Annotated in this window: 5 protein-coding genes; 2 read left to right on the top strand and 3 right to left on the bottom strand. The window is 52.9% G+C overall.

Going from position 1 to position 4404, the window contains the following annotated elements; all coding sequences use genetic code 11:
* Window positions 1-98 precede the first annotated feature (98 nt).
* Window positions 99-1043, top strand: coding sequence for a LysR family transcriptional regulator (locus HT737_RS27660; protein WP_182404419.1), 945 nt, complete (start codon window positions 99-101; stop codon window positions 1041-1043).
* A 44-nt stretch (window positions 1044-1087) separates the two neighbouring features.
* On the opposite strand, the gene HT737_RS27655 is transcribed toward HT737_RS27660, so the two are convergent.
* Window positions 1088-1339: a DUF2790 domain-containing protein gene (locus HT737_RS27655; protein ID WP_182404420.1), complete on the bottom strand. Its 252-nt coding sequence runs from the start codon at window positions 1337-1339 to the stop codon at window positions 1088-1090.
* Window positions 1340-2109: 770 nt separating this feature from the next.
* Here HT737_RS27655 and HT737_RS27650 point away from each other — a divergent pair.
* Window positions 2110-2472, top strand: coding sequence for a DUF6124 family protein (locus HT737_RS27650; protein ID WP_095669028.1), 363 nt, complete (start codon window positions 2110-2112; stop codon window positions 2470-2472).
* Between the two features lie 171 nt (window positions 2473-2643).
* On the opposite strand, the gene HT737_RS27645 is transcribed toward HT737_RS27650, so the two are convergent.
* Both HT737_RS27645 and HT737_RS27640 read right to left on the bottom strand, forming a co-directional pair.
* The gene (locus tag HT737_RS27645; protein WP_182404418.1) at window positions 2644-3150 is read right to left on the bottom strand and encodes a hypothetical protein; all 507 of its coding nucleotides are present in this window, start codon (window positions 3148-3150) and stop codon (window positions 2644-2646) included.
* 305 nt (window positions 3151-3455) lie between these two features.
* Window positions 3456-4404: hypothetical protein (locus HT737_RS27640; RefSeq protein ID WP_182404417.1), on the bottom strand; the 949-nt coding region annotated here is incomplete at its 5' end.

Here is a 4404-nt window from a genome sequence, read left to right as displayed (position 1 = left end):
TCACCCGCCATGCGCCCGCCCCTCGCTCGCAAACAATTGCAACACCCGCCACGGCAAACTCTAGAATGGCCATCCCATCCACAGAGCCAACAACAACGATGGACGTTATTCAGACCCTGCGCTGCTTCGTCGCCGTGGCCCAAAGCGGCAGCTTCACCGCCGCGGCCGACGTGCTCGACACCACCACGACCAACGTATCGAAAGCCGTCTCCAGCCTCGAAACCCGGCTGCACACGCGCCTGATCAACCGCACCACCCGCCGCCTCGCGTTGACCGAAGCCGGCGTACGTTATTTGCAGCGCGCCGAAAAAATTCTTGATGACTTGCGCGACGCCGATGAAGAAGCCGGCACCGCCCAGACCTTGCCGGTCGGGCGACTGAAGATCCACGCCATGGCCGCCATCGGCAATCATTACGTGATCAATGCCATTGCCCGCTACCGCGAGATTCACCCCACGGTGATGTTCGACCTGACCCTGAGCAACCGCCTGCCCGACCTGCTCGAAGAAAGCTACGACATGTCGATCGTCCTCGCCCGCGACCTGCCGGACTCCGGTTTCGTCGCGCAACGCCTCGGCACCACTTACAGCATTCTCTGTGCATCGCCGTCATACCTGGCCAAACGCGGCCACCCCGCTACACCTGCCGACCTCGCCGCGCACGATTGCCTGCGCATCGTCAACACGGTGATGCCCGCAGACAACTGGGTGTTCGAAGGGCCACAGGGCATGGAAACCCAGAATATCCCTGACTCGCCCTTCCACATCAACACCGCCGACGGCATGGCCACGGCGATCAGAAATGGCATGGGCATCGGCATTCAGCCGCTGGCATCAGCCGTCGAAGGATTGGTCGGAGGCACGCTGGTGCGAGTCCTGCCGCAGTACCGCCTGGAGGAATACAACCTGTTTGCGATTTACCCGTCGCGCAAATTCGTCGACGCCAAAATCAAGACCTGGGTGGAGTTCCTGAAAACCGCCATTCCGCAACTGCTGGCGTCCGATGAACACATCGCCGGGGCCAAAGAACTCGCCAAAGCTTAATGCCGCAGACCTGGAGTGTCGACCCTCCAGCGCCTGCACTGACATCAACCGTTGGAACAACCGCTGCCCATCACTTGGTATTGCATGACATGTTGCGCGCCGTTCGAGTCTTCATAAGTCATCTGCACCGGCACCGCGCCGCACTGATTGGCCGCCTCGGAGATCGACACCACGTGGGCGATGTCTGCGTGAGCGGCGGCGTTGTACGCCTCGACTGGCGCGGTTTCATCCGCCGCAAACGCCTGCGCGCCGATACCGCCAAAGGCCAGAAGAAGAGCGATTTTTGCAAGTTTCAGGATGTTCACCGTCTCGTGGGGAACCGTGTTGTGTCACGGGTTGCAGACGATGTTAGGGATTGAAGCGCACGGCAAAAATCGGTCGGCTGGACAAACACTGTGTCCAGAATGGTGATGAATAAGACCTGAGAACCGTGGACAGGCCATTCGCGAGCAGCCTCGTTTCCACAGGTTTCGTATCGACCACACCATGGGTGTACACCGCCAACCCCATGTGGGAGCGAGCCTGCTCGCGAAGGCGTCAGTCCAGTCAGCGATGAGCCTGAGTCTGCTCCATCCCCTGAAGCCTCTGATTTCCACACAACAACTATCCCCGTCGCGAGGGGATTTAGCGAAACGTCGCACTGCCCCGCTTTCCTCGTTGCCAAACCATCCGTTCACGAAAAGCGCAGCCCCGAAAACCCTCACGTTTAACCCTTTCCCCGCACACGTTTAAAAACACTCGCCGTTACGTCATCCTAGCTACAACGCCTTGCGCCATTGCCTACGACTACGCCAGAATCCGCCGGCTTGTGCGCCCAGGGTGCGGGTTTTATCGTGGTTCGGTCGCTGAAAAGCAGCGATCGGGTTTGGTAGCCCGGCTTACCTGTCGCATAGCAATCCTATTTGCAGGGACGGTCTCGTCCGCTGTTTTTATGGTGGCCATGCGTAGGGCATCTTCGGATGCGCCGGGTATCCAGGTGACCGGTCTACCAACCTGCGTTTGGCCACCACCCTTCGTTTGGTAGCGAAGGTGATGGCTCCACTTTATTCATCCTGGAGCTTCACCTATGTTCAAAGTAACGCCCAATCCGCCCGAAACCGAAACGGTCTCCCCCTACGAATCCTCCGACTCCCGAAAACTCAGCGAAGCCGCCGAACGCGCCCTCGACCACTACCTCAACCCCGCCAGCCCAATCATGGCAACGCCCTACACACCCAACACCCTGTTCCTCGTCAATCCCGAAATCACGACCGAAGAATTGCTGGCGAACGCCAGTGAGTCGCTGGGTTCGGCGACGGTGATGTTGGGGGACGTCGCGGCGCTGGTGGAGGGGCCGATTCGCAAGACGCTGCTGGGCATTGCGCAGGTCGTGATGCTGGGAGAATTGGCGGTGAATCAGGCGCTGGATAATGTTGTGCCGACGGCATAACGAACGCTCCCGCTTGGCGCTCAATGGTGAGCGCCGAGAGGGATCTGTCAGAAATCGACTGCGTGATTTGTCTGCTTCCGGCCAATAGCGGACGCTCACAAGTTACCGCTGACGGCCAAGAGTGGACAGTCGCCATCCATGAAATCGAGGGCGACTCACTACAAGTGAAATTTAAGAAGATGTGCGACACTTTTTGATGTAATTTTCGATAATAATCACAAGCTCTTTATTTCTAGCCAGCTCATGTCGACGCCCCATTCGCTGTAGAAAAATCTGTATAGCGAAAACAGCCAGAAATGAAAACGGAACGTAGAAAATATTGGTGATGTAGTTTGCAAGCAGAAGAAAGAGAGACCCCATAAAAACGAAGGTAGCGGTGAGCGTCGTCGAGTTATCAATCTGAGAGGATAGTCTCTCGTTGTGAATTTTTAAGAAGTGAGCAACTTCCTCCCATTGAGATGCGCTGATTTTTTTATTTTTCAATTTTGGAATAGCATCAAGTTCCAGCTCAAATGCCCTGTAAAACGCCATCTCCTCATCAAAGTACTCCTCCGCTCTTGGGGCGTCCGACACCTTAATGAAATCAAGCCATTTTGGGTTTTTAGGCCAGGTCTCTGCGATAAACTCTGCGCGCTTTGTGCCATATCGCGTGATGATGTCTTCAAATATTGCTTTCATTAGTATTTGTATCTCATGATTGAAAAGCTAAAAGGGGACGCCCATTAGTAACCGTTTCTGGCCGAATCCCGTCCATCGTGACAGGCAGAGAGCGGCCAAAAGCGGACGTACGCAGTAACTGCTTACAGCCAAAAGCGGATACTCAGATAGGCGAAAATTTTTTCTCACACACAACCTGGCGCAACACTTCACTTCGTCAACTGTTACGGCATTGTTATTTTTTGATTACGATAAGCTTGGCAACCATTCGTGTAAGAGTTAGTCAAAAAACAATTGCGCAACCGCACTCGCAGCGCGAGTCAAAACTAATCCTGGATACTTTCAAGGAAATAATCAATACAAAACCAGGGTACACGATCCTCGAGCAATAACGATCCAATAACTGAAAGCTTGTAGACAATGCTTCCGCTGAGTTCGTACGATAATGTCCAAGACTTTATGAAGTCCTCGACTCGAAAAACATCGAAACCGATTTGCCATGCTTCGTTCGTTCCGCCCTCCATAACAATTGATGAGTAGTTAATGTAAGAGTCTGGGCGATAACAAGAAAAACTCAGACCGTCAATCTGCCAAAAATCTTCATTCAAAATATCTTCAAGCTCAAAAACCTTTGCCGCTCGCAATAGCACAGATAAGGTCTCAATTGGTTTCTCAACAAGGGTGTAGTTGTTCTTAAAATTATTACACTCTCTAGATAATAGATAGCTCAGTGCTTTGTCGGGGGAGATGTCATATCTGGCGAGCTTGCCTTCGCAGCTTATTATAGAGTTGAATAGCAATCCTATTAGCTGTTCGGCTTGTTCATTGAGGTTCAGCGCTTTGGCCACGGCTAGAGAGACCTCCCAGTGTGAAGCTTGAGCATCACTCAATGCAATCACAGAACCAGAATACAGCTCCAATATTTTATTTAGAATGTCTGCGAATTGTTGACCTGCTTTTGTCTTGTGTGATTCCGGCGCGCAAAGAAACGCTACTCCTGCCCATCCGAGAATTTTAGATAAACGAAGAGGCAATTGATACAGCTCCACAAAACCACCACCCTCTCTTGGCAACAAACAGTACTTATTTTGTTCCAGTGAGGACAATACGGACTCGTTTACGACCAGAAGTTCATCGACAAGCTTGTAAGTTAGCAATTCTGCTCCAGCATCTACTATAGGTGCACCCAAGCTCGGGAGTAGGCAAGCCACTATCCCAGCAGTAATCATAGGCGTCCGGTAAGCGTCATTAGACTGTGCAGCTTTTGTAGAGAAT

Source organism: Pseudomonas sp. MD195_PC81_125, assembly GCF_014060985.1.
Classification (GTDB): Bacteria; Pseudomonadota; Gammaproteobacteria; order Pseudomonadales; family Pseudomonadaceae; genus Aquipseudomonas; species Aquipseudomonas parakoreensis.
Note: the sequence above shows the minus strand (reverse complement) of the source record. Positions and strands in the feature narration are given on the sequence as shown.